Raw genomic sequence first — 23,902 nt, 5'->3', positions numbered from 1 at the left:
CTTCCGAGGAAAGATTGTTCCCCTGGCCCCATGGAATAGACCTACACGCTGACTGTTTCCCGGTCCGTCATCCCTCCTGCCAGCAGAAGGAGGCTCGTGCACCGATGACGTCTGGTGTATTCCAATAGCTCGCAAGGCTGTCGTTCATGGGTTTCCCAGGGTCATCCCGAGGTCGCAGGCATCTGCATCCCAACCTGAAGGAGGTGATTATATTGACTTCCTCCTTGTTTGTCGGAATTGATGTAGGCAGCCAAGAGAACGTGGTTTGCTGCTTAACACAGGACGATGAGAAACGACCTGTGAGTCGATTCACCGTTACCAACAATCGTCCTGGGATTTTAGAGTTTCAGGATCGTATCTCCAAGCTGGCAAAACAGAAACAGGCTGAAGAGATTCTCTTTGGTCTCGAACATACTGGATGCTACTCAACCCATGCCGCCATGTATCTGCAACGTCATTTGGACTTTGGTGTTCAGCGTAGGGTCTACGTCTTTAACCCCAGTCTTATCAGGGAGTTTAAGAAATCCCATTACCTGAGTGCCCCCAAGAACGATAGAGTAGATGCCTGGTTTATCGCAGCTAAGCTTCGGACAGGCCTTCTCCCGCATCCCTTTACCTGGAGCGAGCCGCTCATGGCGTTGCAGCGCTTGACGCGAGCCCGCTACCACCTGATGCAGGATCTGTCTAGAGAGAGCAACTTCCTCATGACGAACTTGTATCTCAAGTTCAGTGACTACAGCAGCACAGGTCCCTTTAAGAGAAACAAGCTCTCGGCAACTTCCATTGCTGTCATGGAGGAATTCGAATCCGTTGAGGAACTCTGTGAGATGCCCCTTGAGCGTCTCATTGAATTCCTTGTGGCACATGGCAAGAACCGATTCGAAAATCCTGAGGTCGTTGCTAAAGTGCTACAGAAGGCTGCTCGCTCCTCGTACCGGCTACCCCAGTCGATGTCGGACTCGGTCAATCTCGCAATGGCTTCTAGTATTCGCGTGATTCGAACGGTACAAGAGCAACTGAAGGCACTACGCAAAGGAATTGAGGACCACTTGGCGACGATCCCGCAAACCCTTGATTCCATTCCCGGTATCGGTCCCATTCTTGCTTCCGGCATTGTAGCTGAGCTGGATGTAAGCCAGTTTAAGAGCCACGCGGAAGCCGCTAAACACGCCGGGCTCGCTTGGACCGTTCACCAGTCCGGGAAATTCACAGCCAACCGAACTCGACTGATTCATTCTGGCAACCGCTACCTCAAGTACTACATGGTTGAAGCGGCAAACAGTGTCCGGGTGCACGACCCTGTTTTCGCCGAGTACTATGCCAAGAAGAGAGCGGAGCCAAAGGAATTTGCCGAGGGACGTACCCTTGCGCTTACAGCCCGGAAACTGATGCGAGTGGTCTTCTATCTGCTAAAGACCAACCGACTTTACACTCCGGAAGGAGGGGTCCGACAACGCGCATAAACTTACCGCGATCGACCTCTATCCACCAGTTCCTAGGTTTTTCACCATATTTTAAAAATCTAGGTAGGGTGGGCTTAGTTGAGTATTGCTAATTTTGGCACCACGTCCAACGTAGTAGCAATTCGACAAATATTATGTCACCTTAGGGCCTTGACATCGTACCGCTGCTCTTCGCTGCAGTTTATCTTTCATAATGAGTGTGGACATGGTGTTCAATGGAAGCGTGACGGCTTTCTCCAAAACAGAAGATCGATAAATCGCAAAAATGGTTTCGAGTGCAGTCACCGCTTCGACGGCTTCAACCAGAGGCGGACAATTGTTGTAAATCGAGTCGTGAACATCCTGGTATAACTGAGCATAGGGGTCCACTGCAGAAACAACTGGCTCCTCGACACCCGGCACGTTCCAGTAAGTCGGCTTTAAGTTCTTTCCTTCGAGAACAAACGCTCCGGCGCTTCCTGTGACGGCTACGGCCTCCCTCGAAGTCCCCTCTGTTGCACATACCGTAGCGTCAATCGTCAGCAGAGTCCCGTTCTCCAAGACAATGGCGGCCGCTGCCGTGTCCTCTGCTTCGATGGGGCGAATCAAACGTTCTACGAAACCCTGTACAGTCCTTGGCTGTCCCGTGAGCCAGAGAAGAATATCGATGTCGTGGATAGCTTGATTCAACAGGACACCGCCGTCCATTTTCCACGTCCCTCGCCACGCACTTTGGTTGTAGTAATTGTCGTTGCGGTTGTACATTAACGAGAGGGAGGCAGTGACCACTCTGCCAAGTCCTCGTCGGTCCATTAACCCCTTGATGCTTCTTAAATGTGGGAAGAACCGTTTCTGGTGACACACAATTAACTTCCTTTGCCTGGTCTCTGCAATTTGAATCAATGATCTTGCTTCTATCAACGACAGGGTCATGGGTTTTTCCAGAACAACATGCTTACCTCTCAGCAGTGCTTCCCGTGCAATGCGGTAGTGCAGGCCGCTTGGTACAGTGATTGCGATAGTATCCAGTTGAGGATTCTCCAGCAGCGATTCATAGAACTGGTAGCTTTCTATCTCGAGCGGGTCTTGCGTCAGCGATGCGTAGTATCTTCTAAGTTCCGCCGCCCGGTCCGTCTCCGTGTCGCAAACAGCCCGTAAACGAATGTCATGGGCACTCGCAATGCTCTTTGCATGTTTCTTCCCAATAAAACCGCAACCAATTAGTCCGACATTCATTGTCATCATCTCTCACCACTGTGCAATTCATAATGTCGTTAAAGCTTCACTACGTTTTCTCGTCTGTCGCCCGCTCGAAACGTATTTTGAGTGTCCAAAATCACCTTGGCTCTGCTTTGAAGCAGGCTGTAGTCAACAGCGGAATGTGCGGTTAAAACAGCGACTGCATCATATCCTGCAATCGCATCGGGACTGAGCACTACAGATTGCAGCCGGGCTTTTGGCACAACAATTTCGGGTACAAACGGATCGAAATAATCCACGTCAACACCTCGTTCAATCAACTGTCTCACTACTTCCAGTGACGCTGATTCGCGGATGTCATTGACATCCGGTTTGTACGTTACTCCGACAATGAGTACGCGCGGATTCTTGTCCTTTGCCAGCAGCAAAATACGGTCGGCGATATAGCTTGGCATTTCATCGTTAACCGCTTGCGATTCCTTCACAAGCCCAAGGGAATACCCGTTTTCATTTGCCAACCACTGCAGATACAGCGGATCCACCGGAATACAATGCCCCCCAATTCCAGGCCCCGGATAATAGGGTGTAAAGCCGTAGGGTTTCGTTGCCGCAGCATCAATGACTTCCCAAATGCTGACGTCCAGTGTCTGACAGAGCCTCGTCAACTGGTTCATTAAGGAGATATTCACAAAACGCTGTGTGTTCTCGACCAATTTGGTCATTTCTGCTGTCTTTAGAGACGAAACAGGTACCAGCTTGTGAAATACACGTGAATACAACCCTACTGCCTGCTGCAAAGACAGGTCATTTACTCCGCCAATCACTTTCGGAATCTCTTCCAAGGGAGCGTCACTTCCCGGATTAATTCGCTCCGGAGAATAAGCCACGTAAAAATCCCGGCCTGCCCTGAGTCCCGATTTTTCGAGTAAGGGAATGATTTCGTCTTCTGTTGTTCCTGGGTACGTTGAGCTCTCCAATACAAACAGTTGATTCGAATGCAAATGAGGAGAGATTGAAACACAGGCATCTGTGACATACTTCAAGTCTGGAAGCTTCGCCTCGTTTAAAGGGGTTGGTACACAGACAATCACCGCATCTGTTTCAGCTACTGCATCAAAGTTGCCGCTGACCGAAAAGGCGGGTGACGCCATCAGCTCTGCAAGTTCCTCATTACAAACACTACTCAGGTAACTCTTTCCCTCACGAAGCCGATTCAACTTTGAGGTATCTACATCGATGCCGGTCACATGATATCCACTGCGCCAAAATGCTAATGCCAAAGGCAAGCCTACAAAACCGAGTCCTACCACGGAGACTCGCGCAAATGTTGTTGGGCTTTCACTTGCTACATGCACTTGCCTTCCTCCTTTCAGCACGACACCTACGCTATAGTACGGAGGAACAAGCACGGACGCGCAGGCATACAACCTGCGCGTCTAGAAATGTGCGGATATCATGTACGATTACGATTACTGACATGAGCGCGGACAAAGTGCACGGCTAGTCTGTATAGTAGCGAGGAGGGATGGCAGGGAGTACACTCCTGTCCCTGCCTTCATCAGTAAAACCTCCTCGCCGCCCCATGTGAGCAGTCCAGTAATCCAGTGTTTCCGAAAACTGGTTAAGAATCTGAGGGAGTGCAAAGTTCCTCTTTCGTTGCGATTCATCGTACCCAGCCAAAGTGTTAAGAGACGGCCCGCTCTGAATGCTAAAGGCTGACATTGCAGCCTTGGCTTGCGCAAGCACCAGATTTAAAAGAGCCTTCGGTGTGAGGACGTGCAAGACAGATGACCGCAAGGCAAATGGCGGCAACAGCATGCCTGAAGCCCTGAGATGGTCCTGTCCCTCTGTGACATTGACAAACCAGTTTCCCAAAGCCGCTGGTGACATCTGCTTCAATGCAACGGGATGAGGAATTTGGTTGGTGACAACTACATCTGCTTTGCCTTCATGCAGCATTTCTGTAAACTCCAAGAGTTGTGCTGCATGAATCGGAACCGATAAGTCGTGAAATACAACAGAATGTCCAGTTGCTTTCAGCGCACCCGCCGCGAACGCCAGTTGCTGGTATCCAAGTGAGTTTAGCTGTACAAGCTCCACGTTTTGAATGATTGGACTGGAAGCGAGTCCGGAAGCATTCCAGACTTGTTTCGGTGTCACCAACACAATCTGTACGTCCTCTTGTTGAAGGTCTTGAATCACGGTTTGATGTTGCTCTACCCATTTCGGCATCCATAGCACAACACTGTCGGCAGATAGCGATGACTTTCCCGGAGGAGATTCGTCCTCATGTTCCAAACCCTCCAATGTCCAAGCAGATAAAAGCGCACTCTCTCGGGGCGGGTGCATATCCATCCAGTATCGAACCGCCTCCACGGTGTCTCCATGCATTCTCTGAAATGCAGAAGACATCTTCTCTCCGCGCTGCCGTCTGTGATTCGGTCTAAACTTGTTTTTGGCCAAGACATCAAGAGCCGTAGGACAAGCTATTTTCAAACCCTTATCGATTGCTATAACAGTAGCCAACAGTGGATTCGCCAAGGTCGATGAACCAATCGCATTCACAGCTTGACGACTCAGCGCATGTGGAATGGTGAGCAGGTTTTCCAGCCCCAAATCATTTCTGCCAGCCAGCATGTTAAGGAAATACCGATCCATACTGGGTATATCGGGCCGCTCATACCTGGCCAACCAATGTAGACTGTTTAATGCGACATCAGTCCCTGTCTGTACTTCACGAATCAGTTTCAACAGTACATCCGCTTTCACTGCGAAGTCTCCGTCAATAAACAAATAAATGTCAGCGTCTGTGTGCAAAGCACCTACGGCTCTTCCGACATCATTACCAAGCGGGTGTGCAAACTCAATCACCTTGGCCCCAAAACTTCGCGCAATCTGGGAAGTTGCATCCCCCGATCCGTTGACGACCACAATCACCTCATTCGGCCCCAACCGCTGCACTTCACGCAGAACTTCCCCAATCGACTGCGCCTCATTCATGGCTGGCACAATCACTGACAACCTGTACCGCTTATTTCGCAATGGAGCCGAAGGGACAGGTTGGTGACTTCGAGCCCGTTCTGCCGGTTTTGTCGGTTTTGCCGATTTTGCCCGTTCTGCCGGTTTTGCCGGTTTTCTGCTCACACTCACCGGCTTGTAGAATAAGACTGGTTGCCCAGAAGACATTCCCTGTTGTTCTTTCGGCTCATCCATCTGTCTCTTTAGTCTTCTATTTGCACCCTGCAGACTCTGTGTTTTCACTGTGCTTTTCCCTCTCGGTTTCAACCTTTCCGGGCGAACCCCGCTGAAAGCAGTTCCTTGTTTCCTTCTCCTTTGACCCACCCTATTTCTCTGCATGTACGGAACCCTCTTTAGTCACAGCTGCTTCCTGTCTATGCCATGCAATTGTCTGCCTTAATCCTTCGTCGAGGGAGGTTTGCGCCTGCCAGCCCAACACTTCAATTTGACGCTGCAAAAACGGAACACGTCGAGGAGAATCTTCGTATCCGGAACCATAAATCTCCTTGTAGGGAACATAGGCTGTGGCCGATCCCGATTTCGACAATCCGACAATTTTATCTGCCAGGTCCTTAATTTGTATCTCGTCGGAAGTACCTACATTTATTACAAGTCCATCTGCAGTTTGGGACAGGGCTCGAACTGTCGCCTGAACGCCGTCCTTAACAAACGTAAAACACCGCGTTTGCGTTCCATCTTGGTGCACAATCACAGGCTTGTCGCGAATTGCACGCTCTATCATTTGTGGTATGACACCAGCATAAGGTGTTGCCGTAGCACGCGGACCGTACATATTAAAGTAACGAAGAATCGTTACCCTAAGTCCTTTCTGTGCATAACCGAGACAAACGTGTTCATCAACAGCTTTTGCCGTTGCATAGGCCCAACGCTGGTATGTGGTTGCCCCCAATACACGGTTCGACTCTTCATGAAAAGGCAATGCAGTATTCTTCCCGTAGACTTCTGACGTCGATGCAAAAACCAGCTTTTTATCCCAAATCCAGCATGCGGTCGCCACATTATGCGTTCCGAAAATCGAGGCTTCAATCGTCGTCAGCGGATCTTCCATACACTTCTTAACCCCCAGTACAGCAGCCAGATGAAACACCGCATCGTGACTCTGTACGAGGGATGAAACCAACGCCTTGTTCAGGACACTTCCTTTAACAAATTGATACTGCGAATACTTCCTCGCACTTTCTGTGTAAGACAAGTGTCCATTAGAGAGATCGTCCAGAACGGTTACTTTGTGACCCTCTTCCAACAGCGTGTCCGCCAAATGAGACCCGATGAAACCCGCACCACCAGTCACTAAAATTTTCATTAGAAATGCACACTCCTCACCTTAGCCATCCAACGAACTCTGTCGTCGTAGGTACTCTGCAAACCCGGCGACGTGTTTCATAAAATGAACGAGTTCGTCATCTGTCAGAATGTCTCGTCCCGGCCGAGTGTTACAGTCATACACGTAGAGTTGGCCGTTGTCGGCCTGCGCTACATCAACACCAAGGACCCCTAGAGCGGGATACCGAGCTTGCAGGACTGAAGCAATACTGTAGGAAAATCCCTTGATGTTCTCCAATGAGACCATCTCGGGGTCAACGGACAGGTCTTTTGGCACTACATTTTCTTTCTGAAAGGCCAGGGAAAAAATGTTTCCTCCTGCATGATAATTGGTCAGATAGGACTCTGGCGCACTCTTGCGCAGTGTTATGGCAACGGTCTGCCATGCACCGGTTACATCCCGGACAAGTGTAACCCGAAAATCCACTCTGCTCCCCTTAGTATCGGCCAACAGAGGCACGTTCTCCTGCAAGAAGTAGGGCTGGCGCGCCAATAGGAGTTGGAGCATTCGTTGTAACTCTCCATCCTCCATCACTTCATCGACCCGACCATCACTCATCCGTTCTCCGACCACACGGTACTGATTGGGAGGAACATACTGCATCCGAACCATGTTCATTCCGCCGGAACCAAATGCGGGTTTAAGCCATAGTGTCTTCCCGTCTTTCAAATCCGCCTGCAGCTTTTTTATCGTGAATCTGCCGTATGTGACAGGTACAGACCCCAGTTCCAGAGGTTGTTGCGACAACCACCGAAACAACCGATGTTTGCCAGGTAAAACGGGGTTGAACCAAGGGAGGTTCTTACTCTGTGCAAGCACCCGCATACTTTGAAGGAGATTGCGCTCCGCTTTTCCCGCACCGAGGTACATCGAATCAAAGAAGACTGTCTGCGTGGGCAGCGGGCGAACCGATTGCCTCCATTCGAGTCCTTGTGCCGGCGTAGGAGCAACAAATTCCCATCCCGTAATGCTTCCGTCTTTGCCTAGCTTTTGGGGAGAACTAACAATGATATCTTGACCATAGAAAGCCACTGTTTCTGCCAGTATTCGAAATGCGGTCGCGCGCCGCTGCAGATTTGGATCCAAAGGAAAGACATTGGTCACAACAGCCAGCATTCAAAACCCCTCCAGTGTTCCCTACAGCGTATGTACTGAGTTTTCTTGAGGGGTAGGCGTTTGCTTGATTTAGCAGGACTAATGACGGGTGCCAGATGCGAACTTGAGGGGCACAGCCATATGCTTGTTGGAGAACTACGTTTGCGCCCGTTCACTGTACGGACAGAGGAGGTTTGAAAATGAAAGTTGGGTACGTAACGCCGGAAGACCTCCCAATCCCGCCAGTCAGAGGAGGTTCCGTGCAAATATACACACATACACTGCTTCGGCATTTTTCTCAGGCAAACCCTTTTGCAAGTGATGAACCAACAATCTTTTTGATAAGTCCTGACAAGACCCGCCAAAGTGGTTGGCGACAGACCTACGACAACGGAGTTTTTCATTACACGATTCGCGCTGCAGGCAAACAAGACTACCAAAAACAGGCGCTTCACGTTCTATCCCAAATCAATCCAGACGTCATTCAAATTGACAACCGTCCGAAATTTGCTGGTTTCGTTAAACAAACCATGAAAAAGCCGACACTTGTTCACCTGTACTCCAATACGTTTCTTGGCCCTCGACACATCCTTCAGAACGAGGTCAAGACCACACTAGAGTCACTGGACACTGTCGTTCTCATCAGCCGTTATCTTCGCAACATGATTGTTGACAAGTATTCTATGAAAAAGAGCCACTGGAACGCTACCGTCATTTATCCAGGCATTGATACATCGCTGTTTCCTGACAGCACTTCGGTCAAGCGTGACTTGGAAAGCTTCTCAAAGGAGCAACCCCTAAAGGTATTGTTTGTCGGGCGGGTAATTCGTCAAAAGGGTGTACAGGTTTTGGTAGATGCGGTCAAACGGCTGGTGAACGCGGGCTACCCAGTTGAACTTACCATTGTTGGAAAAACGCATCCATGGGAGCAACAGTACGAGAATCAAGTGAAGAAGTCAGCTGCGGGCTATCCCGTTACTTTCACAGGATTTGTTGCACATGAGGAATTACCTCTTTACTATAGCCGACACCATTTATTCGTATGTCCGTCTCAATACCGGGAGGCATTTGGTCTAGTCAACTTGGAAGCCATGTCCAGCGGCTTGCCTGTCATCGGCAGCCGAGTGGGGGGAATTGAGGAAATCCTAGAAAAGGGAGCTGGCATGCTCGTTGACAACCCCCATAGTGCGGAATCATTTCGCGCTGCCATCGCCTATTTCTTGCAGAATCCTCATGACTTGCACAGCCAGTCTTTCGTGTCGAGAGCACGTGCTGGCGAGTTCTCGTGGCAGTCTACAGCACATCGGTTTAAGAAACTCTATCAATCATTGACAGAACCATTGACAGAACCATTGACAGCGTCGTTGACAGAACCACTGACAGGAGGCACACCTTCCGGGGTGCCGTCACAACAATCATCCACATGGCGGCACCGGAGTAGGTGAAACAGTTATCTGGAAATCAGCTAATGACATCCTCCAAGGAATCATTGGATTGTAAATTAGAATCCGGATAAGGGAACAAGTCACAAACTCGAACCGTTCGCCCAAACTCGTTTTGATAGACTACGTGTTCCCGCTTTAGTTCGCGGGGACTCTCCAACCCGCAAGCAGCTGCCAATGCAAAGACACCTTGGCGCAGACTCACAATGTAATTCATAACACGCCACTGTTTTTCTTTGGGGACCAGTGCCTCCTGATACTTGGGGTCCGTGGTAGTGATACCCGTTGGGCACTTCCCTGTATGGCACTGCAGGGCCATAATGCAGCCATTGGCCATCATAAACCCGCGAGCCGAATTGACGGCATCTGCGCCAAGCGCCAGTGCAATAGCCACCTTATCTGCGGAAATCAACTTCCCGGAAGCAAAGACTTTTACTTCATCACGAATTCCATACTTTCTAAGTGCATTGTCTATCAACACCAGGGCTGGATACAGGGGGAGCCCCATGGAATCCGCCATCGATTTAAATGTGGCTCCAGAACCGCCTTCGCTTCCGTCCACAGTAATAAAGTCAGGATAAGCTTTGAGTGCTGCCATTTCTTCAATAAACCGTTCAAGTCTGTCTTTGTCTCCAACCACAATCTTGATGCCGACAGGCTTGCCGCCTTCTTCCTGCAACATTTGAACAAAACGGACCGTGTCTTCAACGGAGTGAAGAAACGGAAATCGGTTTGGTGAGTTTACGGTCTGACCAACAGGTACCTTGCGAATCTCGGCAATTTTTTCATTGACCTTTGAACCTTCCAGGTGCCCGCCACGGATTTTAGCACCCTGTGCAAATTTAAGTTCAAATGCCTTCACATTTTCATGAGCCGCCTGCTTGCGAAATTCCTCAATGGAAAAGTTGCCCTTGTCGTCTCTGTAGCCAAACAATCCGGGTCCAATCTGTGCCACAATATCTGCACCCGTTTCAAGATGCTCCTTGGCTATACCGCCTTCCCCAGTGTTAATCCAGGAACCGCCTGCCATTCTTGCACCGTTTCCGGTTGAGAGAATATAGTGTTCGCCCACAGCACCGTAGGAGGTTGCAGACGCACCAAAGAAACCTCTCATTCTCCAGGGAACTTTGCGCCTTTCGCCGACAACAATTTCATCGGGTTCTGTGTACAGCCACTTGCTGACTGTATCATCCACCATATGTTCTCGCCTTGTCAGCAGGCCCTCCTTGTCAATCTCGTATTTCTTCCCTGATGCCTCTTCCAAGTTGTCTACACGCAGTTCTTCAACCAACTTTGGAAACATTGAGTTGGAAATATAAAACCCGGCCTGCTCATAGTCCCGCTTTGCTCCGAAACTAATCAAGTCAGTACGATATTTGGCCGAGTACACCAACCCTGTGAAGTCTGCGCGGGAAAAGGGCTTGCCTTGTGAGTCCTGATCAAACCAGTATTGTCGAAATTCCGGACCCATTTTCTCGAGGAAGTACCGAACCCAGCCCAAGTACGGATGAGCTCTAATCACAGAGTGCTGGGGTTTACGGGATGCCAGGTAGAGAAATACCATAAATGCTCCCGGAGTGACGACAAAAACCACCAAAAGTACAATTAGAATCGTTGTTTCCACAAGCAAGTCCCCCCTCGTTGCTCAACTCATCTTCATCTGAATATCCCTCGTAAAACAAAGCTGACATTAGCAGGCCGCTCAGCAAGACGGCGCATAAAATAACCGTACCAGTCATTTCCGTACGGCACGTAGACGCGGACAGGGTAGCCTTCATCCACAAGCTTCTTTTGAAGAACTGTCCCAATGCCATACAGCATTTGAAACTCGTAGGTCTTCTTGTCGAACTTGAACTTTTCGATGAACTGTAGTGCATAATTGACGATGGTTTCGTCATGAGTTGCGATAGCTGTAAAACCCGGGCTTTTTAAGTGTGTCTCAACTAATTTGATGTAGTTCACATCTACATCGGCTTTGTCCTGATACGCAACAGATGCCGGTTCCCGATAGGCACCCTTTACAATTCGCAGGTGGACACCTGCCTCGCCAAGCCGCTTCACATCCTGAATGCTGCGATACAAAGATGACTGAATGACCGTCCCTACACTTTTGTAATCAATGCGCAACTCATCCAAAATATCCAGTGTTTCTTGACAATGGCGAGAGTCTTCCATATCAATTGTTACGAGTAAGCCAAGTTCCCTTGCTGCCGTCAAAATTCTGTGCATATTTTCCATACAAAGGGTTCTATCGATATCCAACCCCATCTGCGTCAGTTTTAGCGAAAGAGATGACTGCACACCCGAATTGTATATGGCCTCCAGAGTGCGAATACCATAATCTGCTGAAGCTCTGGCTTCCGCAGGGTCACTAACAAACTCCCCAAGGTGATCGAGTGTGGCCGCCATACCCTGCTGATTCAACTGCCGTATCGCTTCAATTGCGCTCTGAATGGTTTCGCCGGCCACAAACCTTTGGGCACCCAAGTGAAGACCGTATCGTTTCGCCCACCTGTTTGCCGATTTGCTCTTAGCCATAGACTGAAACAGTGAACGCAACAGTTGCTCCATGTTTCATCTCTTCCTTCAACAAAACTGACATCTAAAACAACAATTTGGAGAGGTGCAGATGGTCTTGCCCCAAGTGATACCCGATGACAAATCCGAGCAGCGCAAGAAACGCAATCCAAAACAGGATGGCGAGAATTGTAAACAGCCAGCGAACCGCCTTTCGCCGCAAGTAAGTACAGAGTACGGCAATAAGCAGCAGTAAAACCAACAAAAAGATGAGCAAAGGACAACTCTCCTAATCATTCTTTATCAAGCCCTTAACGGCCTGACATTATACGTGCATACCCTCACAGTCATTGAAACATACACTTGTTGAAAACTTCTCAGTTTATAAAGTACACATTTCCATTTATATTCAACTGTTCAGTGACGCACGGTAGGCAGCAACCGCTCTGGGTCTGCAGTGCGCTTGACAGTCCATGTTTCAGAATTCAGAGGGTCGTATTGCTCTAGATAGTGAACTACCTCATTGGTAATGGCCGTGGGCGTTGAAGCCCCCGCAGTGACAGCGACCGTCTCGACCGAATGCAGCCATTCCTGCTTAAGTTCAGTAACGTCGGCAATCCTGTACGCTGTGGTTCCCGCGACTTCTTCTGCTACTTGCGCCAGTCTGTTTGAATTGTTGCTGCGCGGGTCTCCAACTACAATACACAGATCTACGTTTTTGGCTTGCTCTGCAACCGCCTGTTGCCGCGTCTGTGTCGCCATGCAAATCTCGTTATGGACTTCAGCCTGCGGGTACTTCTCTCTGACTTCCTCCATCAGCTCTGCCGTATCCCACTGGCTCATGGTTGTTTGATTGGTAATTGCAATATTGTCATTGTGCACATCAAGTGTTTCGATGTCTTCCGTGTTTTCGACCAAATGCACATGCTCCGGAGCGACGCCGACAGCACCCTCCGGTTCAGGGTGCCCCTTTCTTCCTATATAAATGATATCGTAGCCTTCCGAGACTTTGTCCCGAATCAAATCATGGGTACGCGTTACGTCCGGACAGGTCGCATCAATGACATGCAAGCCCCGTTCTCTTGCTCTGCTTTTTACTTCCGGTGAAACACCGTGCGCAGTGAAAATTACGGTTCCTTCCTGAATCTGTTCAAGTAACTCTAACCGGTTGGCCCCGTCAAGGGTAATGACACCTGCCCGTTCAAATGCATCTACAACATGACGATTGTGAACAATCATACCAAGAATATAGATAGGCCGCGGCAAAGCCTTATCGTCGGCTGCGCGCTTCGCAACAACCATGGCATCAACAACCCCGTAGCAGTATCCCCTAGGCGTAATGCGTGTTACTTCCACTTGGTCATCCCTCTCTTTCTAACCTGCAAGCCACTGCACACCAGCCTCGCACCCAGAAAACGGGTCAGCCTTGCTGAGCCTGGGGACGCCACTGATGAAGCAATTTTTGTTTTAGGTCCCAAAGACTTTCGGACAGGTCAACATGGTAGATGTGTGGATTGACCGGCCGCAAAATTTCAGACGGAAAGTGACTCATGCAATTTGCCACGTGACGTCTGATTTCTTTGAGCGATGGAAGCTCATAGACAAGCTCCCCATCTACAAAAATCGGCTTTAGCATTTCCTCCACTTCATACTGGTACAGTGTCTTGCGTTTATAGGTGTGAATTGGATCAAAAAGTTCCAACGGTTCGCTTCTATCCAGTTGTTCATCATCCAGGACAATCAAGTCCGCGGATGCATATCCCTTATTATACAACCTAATAACTCGTTTTTTGCCCGGATTTGTCACTTTGGCAGGATTTTCAGAGACTTTAATCGTTGGCTTAAGATGCCCATCCTCTTGCTGAGCGGTCATTTTATACACCGCACCCAAGGCTGGACAGTCATAGCTCGTAATTAAATTCGTACCTACCCCCCAAGAGGTAATCTCAGCTCCTTGCAGAATCAATTCACGAATGGTGTGTTCATCCAAATCAGACGAAGCGATGATACCCACATCCGTCAACCCAGCCTCATCCAGCATTTCCCTCGCTTTTTTTGACAGATAGGCTAAGTCTCCGCTGTCAATTCGGATAGACTCCAGTTTCTTCCCCTCTGCTTTCAGTTCTGCAGCTACAGCAATGGCATTAGGGATCCCGCTCTTCACCACATCATATGTGTCGACCAACAGAGCGACGTGATTTGGAAATGCACTGGCATAGGCCCGGAAAGCTTCCAGTTCAGAAGGAAAGCTCTGAATCCAGCTGTGTCCTTGCGTTCCCACCACAGGAATGGAAAAACTCTGACCGGCCATGACGTTGCTCGTTCCAACACACCCGCCAATATAAGCAGCTCTCGCGCCAAAGATGGAAGCATCTGCGTTTTGAGCCCGACGCAGACCCATCTCAATGACTGGAGCCGTTGGATTGCGTCTGTCCGTTCGAGCTGCATCCACAATTCTTTGAGCCTTGGTTGCAATCAGGCTTTGATGATTTATGAAAGATAAGACCGCTGATTCGATTAACTGAAGTTCGAAAACAGAACCCTCAAATCGCAGGATGGGTTCGTTGGGAAAAACCAGCGACCCCTCTTGAACAGCATACAAGGTCCCGGAAAACCGAAACTGACGCAGCTTCTCCAGAAACTCCTCTGAAAACATGTTGAGACTCTGCAAATATGTAATGTCTTCGCTGCTGAACTGGAGATTGTACAGGTACCAGACCACCTGTTCAAGTCCAGCCGAAATCACGTAGCCATTATTGCAGGGATTTGTGCGATAAAAGAGGTCGAATACGACCTGCTTGTCCCAATCACCGGAATGGTAATGGCCATACATCATGGTCAATTGATACAAATCCGTCAACAGTGCCAGCTTCCGATCCCGATACACAGGCAACGCAGAAACTGCCTCTATCCGTTGCTGAATTGCCATCCGTTTCTCATCTGCAATCGCCATTCATTCACCGCTCCCATCCGGCTTTGCTGTCACGCTCTCTATCATCTCCTCCAGTAAGCCCGGCGTCCCTGCAGTCACGATGTCGCGGACCAAAAGACCATAGGGCTCGCCGTGAAGTGACTTGACAGCTCCACCAGCTTGCTTAATGAGAAACACTCCTGCCGCCAAATCCCAGAGGTTCAGGTCGTATTCCCAGAATCCATCCAAGCGACCGGCGGCTACGTAGGCAAGGTGCAGTGCAGCGGCTCCCAGCGCCCGCAGGCTCTTGACCCGGTGGGCAAGTTTCAGAGCAGATGCCGTTGCCAGTTCTCGCGAAGCCGCACGAGGCGGAAAACCAGTGGCAAGGACACTTCCCCTTACTCCGTCACGGGAGAGTACATGGAGAGTTTGCCCAGGCAACGTGGTTTCTGTCTGTTCCGCGGCCGTACCCTCAATCCAGTCAGCCGCTTCCTGGCTGCTCATTTTCACGGCGTCAAAGCCTGTGGCGGAAGCAAACACCTCATGACGATAGGGGTCATAAATCACCCCTGCCTTGACTTCGCCGTTCTCAGCGTAGGCAATGGAAACAACCGACAAGGGCAACTGGTAGACAAAGTTGGTCGTTCCGTCAATGGGATCGACAATCCATAAATGCTCTTCCTGGTAGACCTCCTGTGCGGCCTTTTTTGATGCAGCACTCCCTGGTGCGGTGGTCTCCTCACCGAGAATGGAATGGTCCGGAAACGCTTGATGAATCACTTGACGAATCATGCTTTCACATTCTGGATCGTATTCCGTTACTAAATCTGCCGGCGAAGACTTTGCCGATACCTGTTTTTCTCCGCCCACTGCTTTAGAAAAGTGCTGCCCGGCAGCCAAAGCCGCTCGAACTGCAACCTGAAGTTCTAATGTATAGTTCGACACTATCCTCATACCTCTCATCAGGCCCTGTGATGCGACCTTTTGTTCCCTTGTCTTTTGTTCCCTTGTCTATTCACACATCTCGTGTTCAATCGAGACGCCAAGCTTTCACAAGTACGCATCGATTTGATAGTTTGTCTCTTTGATTTGTAACACAGTTTCACTCAAATCTCCATATTGTATCCAATCAGCCGGGAACAGCAAACGGATTTTAGCAATGGTCGTGTTTGCATAAAGAACCAGTTTGGACGTTCCCTCCACGACAAAGCTGCTGTCAGGAACTGTCCAGCCTAATGGTGAAATAACGTCCTCAGCCAAAACCGACGGCCGCTGATACAACTCGGTTCCTGACCACAACAGTACGACCTCATTGTCTTCCGGATTGGCAATTGTAAGGTTTTTGCTGTCTTTCTTATCTGCTGGACTATCAGAGTCTGCCACAGTCTGTGCAGATCCTGCAGTTCCCGCAGAAGATGTTGATGCACTTTCATTTTCTCCCTGGGTCATCCTCTGCGTTTCAATGTCCACAACGACAACTCTCTCAAAGTCCTCACCAACTCCGGCATACTCAGTACTGATAGACGCTCCGACAACCCTGGCTTGGACGCTGTCATCCACCTTTCTCCAGTTCATGACTTCAGCAGGCTGTTCCGTCCACTTGGTCGGGAGATAATGCCCGAACCACTTTGCAATCTTACGATACTCGTCGGCCTTGTGCTGCGGTTCCCGAAAGCCGTGTCCTTCCCGCGGATAATGCACAAATTCCACTGTCTTCCCCGCTTCCAGCAAGGCGTTGTACATTTCCTTTGAGTTGGCGATAAACGTGTTATCATCCTCGTCTCCATGCAGAATAAACACTGGTGTTGTAATTCTGTCCACATACTGTGCGGGAGAACGCTCTAAATACAGCGTCTGCTGCTCCCAGTATCTGTCCAGGTACATCACTTCCCACCCCCGGGCGCTGGAGCAACCGAAATCTGTCATGAGACTCCAAATACCAAACTCCGACACCGCAGCCTTGAACCGATGGTCGTGCCCGATAATCCAATTCGTCATGTAGCCGCCGTAGCTTCCGCCCATCACACCCAGGCGCTCTTCATCCGCCAAACCCTCTGCCACAAGGGCATCAACTCCACTCATAATGTCGCGGTAATCAATCCCCCCAAGGTCGTGGTGGTTTGCGTAAAGATAGTCTTGACCATAACCCAAACCGCCCCTGTAGTTGGGGTGGAAAACGGCGTAACCCAAGCCGGACAACCAGTGGAAATTCAAGTACTGTGTAAAGCTTTTTGTAGTATGCCATGCAGGTCCGCCGTGAATGTCCACAATTAAGGGCCATTTTTGACCTAATGCAGCTTCGTTTTCTGCACTCTCCCTTGGCAACACCAAAAGTCCTTCCATGACGGTGCCGTCGTCTGCCTGCCAGTGATAATCCTGTACAACAGCACGGTATTTGTCGCGCCACGGCTTCTGCCAGTGCGAAAGCTGCTGTGGTTCACTCATCCCCTCTTTCCACAGAAAGACTTCAGGGGGCTCTGTCTCAGTCTCCGCCGAATACACCACCGTGGACCCCGTCTTGTGCACAACAAAGCTCCCTACGACACAAGGTTCTGTGATGACATCCTCCACTTCAGCCGACCCATTTTTCGCAGCATCCGTGTCAGAGAGGAGAAACAGTCGGGAGTACAGACCTTGTTCCGCCTGAAATAAAAGGCTGTTTTTCGACGCCCACTGCAAATCCATGACGTCTCCGACAAAGCCTGTTTTCTCGGTTACATTGATGGCGGGAGAAGACCCGTCAAGAGGTACTAGCCAAACTTCGCTCTGCGAATGTTCCGAGGCCTCATACCGCGGTGCTATGAAAGCAACTTGGCTCCCGTCGGGTGAAACCCGCGGTGTGTGACAAGCCCCCTTGCGTTCAATCAGTGCACGCTTGTGCCACTGTGGGGAATCTGTGCGGGTAGAATGCTTAGCAAAAGGAGCTTCAAGTACATACAGATTCAATTCGTCTTCATCGTTGTTTAAGCCAGTGTGATTGGTGACAAAGACGATTTGCCTGCCGTTTTCTGCAACGAAAAACTCATGCAAGCCGTAATCTCGAGGGTAAATCGTAGTAACATCCCCAGATGAAATGTCCACCCTGCACAGTCGTCGAGGCGTAACAGAGCGCTCTTCATGCGTCAAATCTCGCTTTTGCTCTTCAATCGCCTTCTTTCTTTCCTTATCAAATGAGGTCTCTTCAACATCAGTCAAAAGGAACAAACTGTTGCTGTCCGGAGCAAAGTGATATTGATGGACGGGCCCCAATTCCTTGGTCATGCACTTTGGCTCACCACCAGTGAGCGGCATGAGATACAGCCGTTGTAACGGCATCTCTTCATCGTCTTCGTCTTGCTCATCCGGCTGCCGGGTGCTTACATATGCAAGCCATTTTCCGTCTGGGCTGTACTCAGGATTTGTTTCAATTGAAGAACCGTATGTGATTGGAACGGCGCCATCTTCACCATCAAGCATGTGACGATATAATTTCTGCCGGAATTCTCCCTTCTCTTCGTCCAAAGTTTTCAAACTGTATGTAATTTGTCGCTCATCCGGGGCAATACTCATATGTAGTGGAATTTTTATTTGAAGCAACTCTTCAACTGTCCATAAGTTCATAGTCTATGCACCTCACCTTTGTATCTTTTCTTTCAAAGCATAGCATAACCTTGTTGCAGATGAGACCCTCGCACTTTTCCGGCGCATGGACACAGGTGCAGGTAATCTCCACCTGTGCGATTTTTCTCTGAGAAATGGCTTTGTTATACTTTTTCTGAAGAAAGTTATAAGAATGACAGGGCAGTTTCTGAACACGGGGCAAACTGAACACATCGGAAAAGCTGGACAAATCGACAAACTGGGCAATAGGAAGAGACTATTTAACTACAGAATTTTTTTGGAAACAAGAATTGGAAACAAGAATTGGAGGGGCGTACGATGGAACAGCAACCTATGCGAACGGCACATGATTCTTTGGGCGAGTTGCAAATTCCGGCGGAGGCCTACTATGGAGCTCAGACAGCCCGAGCTATACAAAACTTTCCTATCAGCGGGCTGCATCTCCAGCCTGCATTTGTCCGTGCACAAGCCATATTAAAGTGGGCAGCAGCAAAAGCTCACAAAGATTTAGGCGTCATGGACGGGCAAAAGACAGAAGCAATTTGCCATGCCGCGGAAGAAGTAATGAGCGGCAAACTCGATGAATGGTTTCAGGTAGATGTCTATCAAGCAGGTGCAGGCACTTCACAAAATATGAACGTAAATGAGGTGATTGCATCAAGAGCTGCAGAATTTCTAGGCGGACAGCGCGGTGATTACAGCAGAGTTCACCCTAATGACGACGTGAACAAGTCTCAATCCACTAACGATACAATTCATGCCGCAATGCAGGTTGCAGGAATAGAGCTGTTGGCTCACCAGCTAGACCCGGCACTAGGAGAGCTCATTCAAAGTCTGGAAGACAAGGCCCGCGCCTTTAATCACATTGTAAAATCCGGTAGAACACACTTGCAGGATGCGGTTCCTATGCGTCTCGGAGACGAGTTTGCCGCTTTTGCGGACAACATTCGCCGACACCGGCGGTGGCTTGAACAATCCGCCGCAAGTCTTCTGGAAATCGGCCTTGGCGGAAACGCGATTGGAACCGGAATCAATACGCCTGAGGGATACGCGCAAACCGTCGTGGAATACGTGGCACAATTTACGGGGCTTTCTTTTCGACTGCCTGATAACCCTTTTACGTTTAACCAGAATCCGGATGAGGTTGTTTTCGTCAGCGGCGCTGTGCGCAGTTTGTCCCTCGCACTGCAACGCATTGCCAACGACTTGAGACTCCTGTCATCCGGGCCGAGGACAGGACTTGGGGAACTGAACCTGCCTGCCGTGCAACCGGGATCGTCAATTATGCCAGGAAAGGTGAACCCAGTCATGGCGGAAATGCTGAACATGACGTGCTACCAGGTACAGGGCTGCGACACCACCGTAGCCCAGGCAGGCGGAGCCGGCCAATTGGAGCTGAATGTGATGATGCCTGTGATGGCTGCGAACTTCCTGCACGAAATCAGCATTCTCTCTGAATCCGTGCGAGTATTCAGCGACAAGTGCATTCGCGGTATCGAAGCCAATGAGGCACAATGCACATTTTATGCAGAAAACACGCTGTCTCTGGCCACAGCACTCAATGTGGAACTCGGCTACGAGCAAGCAGCGAAAATCGTAAAGGAAGCTTTAGCGAAGGACATCAGTCTGCGGGAAGCGGCAAACAATTTGGAAATTCCAGAGCACCTTGTCAACAAGGCGTTGGATATAGAAAAACTCTCCAGAGTGGTACCTCGCGGCGCAGGAAACGCACGTCCCTCGACCTACGGCAACCCGGGCCAGAATGCCAAAACACGCCAACCAGCAACCACTAGTCAAAGATTCGAACCAGAATCGGGGGATTGACACTGACAAAAATCAGTTGAATCCCCCCGGGATAGTTCACTTATTGCGGGTTACTCACATGACAGGCTTCGTCTCCATCGACGAGGCCTGTTTTGCCTGTGCCGAATCCGAGTCAGCCATGGCTTCCTCCAGGCTGCCAGCCAGAATTGCATTGCCCATAGCCTCAATTTCCTTGCTGAGCGATTTGTCCTCCGTTACTGGCCCAACATAGTTTCTAACCCAGTTGAGGATATGTGTTGTGGCCGGTGCCAACTCTTTCTCTACACCCTGAAGGTAGACCGCTTGAGCTGCACAAATGAGTTCGATGGCCACCACTTTTGCTACATTTGTGACAATCTGGCGGCATTGGCGTGCTGCGATGGTGCCCATGCTAACATGGTCTTCCTGATTTGCAGAGGACGGAATTGAATCCACGCTGGCCGGATGGGCCAGAACCTTGTTTTCTGAGACCAGAGCAGCAGCCACATACTGAGTTATCATGAATCCTGACTGCAACCCAGGTTCCTTTGCCAAAAACGGAGACAATCCGCTCAACTGGGGATTGACCAGCCGTTCAATGCGTCTTTCTGAGATATTGGCCCACTCTGCCGCTCCAACCTTTAGGAAGTCCATGGCCAATGCAATGGGCTGACCGTGAAACTGACCGCCGGAAACAATTTTGTCGTCGGACAGCACAATTGGGTTATCTGTTGCAGCGTTCAATTCGACAGCGAGACGCTCATATGCATAGTTCCAGGCCTGCCACGACGCACCGTGCACCTGCGGAATGCAGCGCAGCGAATAGGCGTCCTGCACCCGCAACTCACCCTGCTTCGTTACGCGTCGGCTTCCATGGAGGAGAGTACGCAGTCTCTCACCAACCTCTTCCAGTTCCCGATGCGGTCGAGTCGCCAACAAATCCTTATCGAATGCCGTTACGATTCCTCGCAAGGCCTCCATGGTTAATGCGGCCGCATAATCCGCCGCCTTGCCAACGTTTTTCGTTTCGAGCAGTGTCATTGCGCCAATACCGGACATGGCCTGTGTTCCGTTAATCAGTGCCAGTCCCTCTTTTGCCCCAAGGCGTACCGGACTGAGCCCAGCTTTGGCTAGTGCTGCCGAACCTGACAACACCTGTCCGTCCACTTCTGCTTCACCCTCACCGATGAGCACCAGGGCCATATGTGCAAGAGGAGCCAGGTCTCCGCTTGCGCCGAGAGAACCTTGACTGGGGATTACAGGGTGTACACGGTGATTCAGTAACTCTACCAGCAGTTGCAGTGTGTCTGGATGAATTCCGGAAAACCCTTTTGCCAAGGCATTGGCACGCAGCAGCAGCATGGCTCGAACCACGTCTTGCGGCATGGGCTCACCGACGCCGACCGCATGCGAGCGGAGCAAGTTTGCCTGCAAAGGTTCCACATGGTGCTCGTCAATGGATACATCGCTGAGTTTGCCGAAACCAGTTGTAACACCATAGACGATGTTGCCTTGCGTTACTTGCCTCTCAATACGATTACGACTTGCCCGAACCTTTTTCCAGGCATCGTCGGAAATGATACACTCTGCACCTCTCACCACAACGTTATAGACATTGTCAAGCGTTAAGTCATTGCCATTTAATACAACCATCTTGTCTTGCACAGAATCTCCTCCCAACCAACACTACTTCGGTACCATACTGTCGCTTTAACATAGGAAAGGGTGACCCGCTAAGGTCACCCAGTGTATGCATTCGTATTGTCAAAAAATGAGGTTGTTCCGCGACAGAATCGCCCTGCGACTGTTCCGGGTCTTCCTCGGCACATCTCATATTCTCCTCAGATAGAAATAACGTTACCTTCGATTACAGCCTTCGATTTCAATTACAGCCTTCAATTTCGATTACGCCTCTCGTTTACAACCTTCGATTACGCCTTTCGATTACAGCCTTCAATTGACTGTTAACCACGACGTGCAACTTAAGCTGTCAACTACCAACCGTCAACCCTGCACATGAAGCAATTGCGGATTGACCCATTGCGGATACATACATTGTACCTCGATTTTGCTGATTTAGCCATTCTGCTAGCGTACAGAATCCAGTGCTTGTTCCAAGTCCGCCCAAATGTCACGCGGGTCTTCCAATCCGACTGCAAGCCTGACCAAGCCGTCATCGATGCCCATTTCCTTGCGAACTTCCGGGGGTACTGGAGAATGAGTCATGCTGGCAGGATGCTGAATGAGTGTATGGACTTCTCCCAAGGATACAGCTCTGCGGCACAGTTCCAGTTCATTCATCAGTTTCTTGCCCCCGTCATAGCCGCTCTTCACAGTAAATCCGATGACACCGCCGCCGCCCTCCATTTGTCGCTCGTACAATTCTCTCTGAGGGAAGTCACTCAGCCCTGGATAATAGACATTCTCTACCGCCGGATGCTGCTGCAGCTTTACCGCGATTTCCTCTGCACTGCGGCAGTGCTCCCTCATTCTTACGGATAGCGTCTTCATACCGCGCAGGACAAGCCAGGCATCGTAGGGAGCCGCCATACCACCGATGTCTTTCAGGGTAGTCATTCTGACTTCTGCAACAAAATCCTTCGGTCCGGCCATTAATCCAAGAATGACATCTCCATGTCCGCCTAGGTATTTTGTAGCGCTGTGCACAACGATGTCCGCACCTAACTCCAGCGGGCGCTGCAGTACAGGGCTGGCAAACGTGTTGTCTACCACCAGCTTCGCACCCTGTTCGTGTGCGACCTTGGCGCAGGCAGCGAGATCGACAAGTTCCATGGTGGGATTAATTGGAGTTTCTACGTAGATGACGGTGGTTTCCGGACGCATATTGGCACGAACAGCCTCTTCACTGCCGAGGTCAGCCAACGTAAAGCTGACGCCAAAGCGTTGATTGAGCATTTCCAGCAAGCCAAAAGTGCAGCCATAGATACCGCGAGAAACTAACACATGCTGACCTGTCTTCACCAAAGCAATCAGTGTGGCAGAAATCGCAGCCATGCCGCTGGCAAACGCTAACCCATCATCTGCACCTTCAGCGTCTGCAATGGCTTCCTCCAGTAACCGAGTCGTGGGATTTCCTAGACGGCTATAGATGTATCCGCTTTCTTCCCCGGCAAATCGACGACCTCCCTGCTCGGCGCTGTCAAAGACGAACGTAGACGTTTGAAACAGAGGCGGGGTGATGCTGCCCAACAGTTCTGCCTGTCCGTCTTTATCCGGTAAATGAATCAGTCTTGTCCGCATCGATTGGCTTGCCCTGTCTTGTTTCTCCCCCATATACCATCTTCCTTTCCACATATACAGTGTTTGCAAAGTCTAATGCAATTTTTATGCCAACCCCATGCCAACTACAGGAGAGAAGGACAGTCGTTGAAGAAATGCTCATAATGTGCCGTACGGTGCAGATTGCGGAAAGATGCGGAAATGCTGCGAACGGATTCTTTTATAAGTACAAAACAGTCATTCAAAAATAAGTGGAACGATTTTAGACCAGGCGGAACAAAAACGTTCCACCTGGTGGGGTTATTGCATT

Annotated in this window: 17 protein-coding genes; 3 read left to right on the top strand and 14 right to left on the bottom strand. The window is 50.0% G+C overall.

Annotated features, from left to right (window positions below):
- The first annotated feature begins 212 nt into the window (after positions 1-212).
- Positions 213-1,463, top strand: coding sequence for an IS110 family RNA-guided transposase (locus tag GI364_RS07720; RefSeq protein WP_198849677.1), 1,251 nt, complete (start codon positions 213-215; stop codon positions 1,461-1,463).
- 132 nt (positions 1,464-1,595) lie between these two features.
- Here the strand turns inward: GI364_RS07720 and GI364_RS07715 are convergent, their stop codons facing one another.
- The 5 genes from GI364_RS07715 to GI364_RS07695 all read right to left on the bottom strand — a co-directional run bounded on the left by GI364_RS07715 (position 1,596) and on the right by GI364_RS07695 (position 8,121).
- Positions 1,596-2,678, bottom strand: a complete 1,083-nt coding sequence (locus GI364_RS07715; RefSeq protein ID WP_198853051.1) for a Gfo/Idh/MocA family protein — start codon at positions 2,676-2,678, stop codon at positions 1,596-1,598.
- Positions 2,679-2,716: 38 nt separating this feature from the next.
- Positions 2,717-3,997: a nucleotide sugar dehydrogenase gene (locus tag GI364_RS07710; protein ID WP_198853050.1), complete on the bottom strand. Its 1,281-nt coding sequence runs from the start codon at positions 3,995-3,997 to the stop codon at positions 2,717-2,719.
- Positions 3,998-4,142: 145 nt separating this feature from the next.
- Positions 4,143-5,999, bottom strand: coding sequence for a glycosyltransferase family 2 protein (locus GI364_RS07705; protein WP_198853049.1), 1,857 nt, complete (start codon positions 5,997-5,999; stop codon positions 4,143-4,145).
- Positions 5,986-6,984, bottom strand: a complete 999-nt coding sequence (locus GI364_RS07700; RefSeq protein WP_198853048.1) for an NAD-dependent epimerase/dehydratase family protein — start codon at positions 6,982-6,984, stop codon at positions 5,986-5,988. The genes GI364_RS07705 and GI364_RS07700 overlap by 14 nt, the downstream gene beginning before the upstream one ends.
- A 21-nt stretch (positions 6,985-7,005) precedes the next feature.
- Complete coding sequence (locus GI364_RS07695) at positions 7,006-8,121, bottom strand: YheC/YheD family protein (RefSeq protein WP_198853047.1); 1,116 nt, start codon at positions 8,119-8,121, stop codon at positions 7,006-7,008.
- A 179-nt stretch (positions 8,122-8,300) separates the two neighbouring features.
- On the opposite strand from GI364_RS07695, the gene GI364_RS07690 reads away from it, so the two are divergent.
- Positions 8,301-9,545 carry a glycosyltransferase family 4 protein gene (locus GI364_RS07690; RefSeq protein ID WP_198853046.1) on the top strand — a complete coding sequence of 415 codons (1,245 nt, stop codon included), beginning with the start codon at positions 8,301-8,303 and terminating at the stop codon, positions 9,543-9,545.
- Between the two features lie 16 nt (positions 9,546-9,561).
- On the opposite strand, the gene GI364_RS07685 is transcribed toward GI364_RS07690, so the two are convergent.
- The 7 genes from GI364_RS07685 to GI364_RS07655 form a co-directional block, all read right to left on the bottom strand.
- Positions 9,562-11,106, bottom strand: coding sequence for a glutamate synthase-related protein (locus GI364_RS07685; protein ID WP_370541853.1), 1,545 nt, complete (start codon positions 11,104-11,106; stop codon positions 9,562-9,564).
- Positions 11,107-11,198: 92 nt separating this feature from the next.
- Complete coding sequence (locus tag GI364_RS07680; RefSeq protein WP_198853044.1) at positions 11,199-12,113, bottom strand: proline dehydrogenase family protein; 915 nt, start codon at positions 12,111-12,113, stop codon at positions 11,199-11,201.
- A 31-nt stretch (positions 12,114-12,144) separates the two neighbouring features.
- A complete protein-coding gene (locus GI364_RS07675; protein ID WP_198853043.1) occupies positions 12,145-12,336 on the bottom strand; it encodes a hypothetical protein in 192 nt (63 codons plus the stop codon).
- A 140-nt stretch (positions 12,337-12,476) separates the two neighbouring features.
- Positions 12,477-13,415, bottom strand: a complete 939-nt coding sequence (locus GI364_RS07670; protein ID WP_198853042.1) for a 4-hydroxy-3-methylbut-2-enyl diphosphate reductase — start codon at positions 13,413-13,415, stop codon at positions 12,477-12,479.
- A gap of 64 nt (positions 13,416-13,479) precedes the next feature.
- A complete protein-coding gene (locus tag GI364_RS07665) occupies positions 13,480-15,012 on the bottom strand; it encodes a nicotinate phosphoribosyltransferase (protein ID WP_233096056.1) in 1,533 nt (510 codons plus the stop codon).
- Positions 15,013-15,915, bottom strand: coding sequence for an inositol monophosphatase family protein (locus tag GI364_RS07660; RefSeq protein WP_233096055.1), 903 nt, complete (start codon positions 15,913-15,915; stop codon positions 15,013-15,015). It lies immediately after the preceding gene.
- Positions 15,916-16,020: 105 nt separating this feature from the next.
- Positions 16,021-18,570, bottom strand: coding sequence for a S9 family peptidase (locus GI364_RS07655; protein WP_198853040.1), 2,550 nt, complete (start codon positions 18,568-18,570; stop codon positions 16,021-16,023).
- 318 nt (positions 18,571-18,888) lie between these two features.
- Between GI364_RS07655 and GI364_RS07650 the strand changes: the two genes are divergently transcribed.
- Positions 18,889-20,394, top strand: a complete 1,506-nt coding sequence (locus tag GI364_RS07650) for an aspartate ammonia-lyase (RefSeq protein ID WP_198853039.1) — start codon at positions 18,889-18,891, stop codon at positions 20,392-20,394.
- A 54-nt stretch (positions 20,395-20,448) separates the two neighbouring features.
- On the opposite strand, the gene hutH is transcribed toward GI364_RS07650, so the two are convergent.
- Together hutH and megL are read right to left on the bottom strand one after the other, a co-directional pair.
- Positions 20,449-22,005 (bottom strand): histidine ammonia-lyase, encoded by a 1,557-nt coding sequence (gene hutH, locus GI364_RS07645; protein WP_198853897.1) that lies wholly within the window; start codon positions 22,003-22,005, stop codon positions 20,449-20,451.
- Between the two features lie 435 nt (positions 22,006-22,440).
- Positions 22,441-23,646, bottom strand: coding sequence for a methionine gamma-lyase (gene megL, locus GI364_RS07640; protein ID WP_233096054.1), 1,206 nt, complete (start codon positions 23,644-23,646; stop codon positions 22,441-22,443).
- Positions 23,647-23,902 lie beyond the last annotated feature (256 nt).

Origin of the sequence: Alicyclobacillus sp. SO9 (assembly GCF_016406125.1) — a bacterium.
Classification (GTDB): Bacteria; Bacillota; Bacilli; order Alicyclobacillales; family Alicyclobacillaceae; genus SO9.
Note: the sequence above shows the minus strand (reverse complement) of the source record. Positions and strands in the feature narration are given on the sequence as shown.